Annotated in this window: 1 rRNA gene; it reads right to left on the reverse strand. The window is 53.5% G+C overall.

Features of this window, described 5'->3' with window-relative positions:
* A 23S ribosomal RNA gene (locus AC04SH_RS35000) occupies positions 1–370 on the reverse strand; the annotation flags it as partial.

The raw sequence follows: 370 nt of genomic DNA on the forward strand, positions 1-370 counted from the left end.
GGGTAGCTTTTATCCGTTGAGCGATGGCCCTTCCATGCGGAACCACCGGATCACTAAGCCCGACTTTCGTCCCTGCTCGACTTGTAGGTCTCGCAGTCAAGCTCCCTTATGCCTTTGCACTCTACGAATGATTTCCAACCATTCTGAGGGAACCTTTGGGCGCCTCCGTTACCTTTTAGGAGGCGACCGCCCCAGTCAAACTGCCCACCTGACACTGTCTCCCGGGTCGATAAGACCCGTAGGTTAGAATTTCAATACAGTCAGGGCGGTATCCCACCAGCGCCTCCACCGAAGCTAGCGCTCCGGTTTCAATGGCTCCCGCCTATCCTGTACAAACTGTACCAAAATTCAATATCAGGCTACAGTAAAG

Source organism: Mesorhizobium sp. CNPSo 4688 (assembly GCF_057784295.1).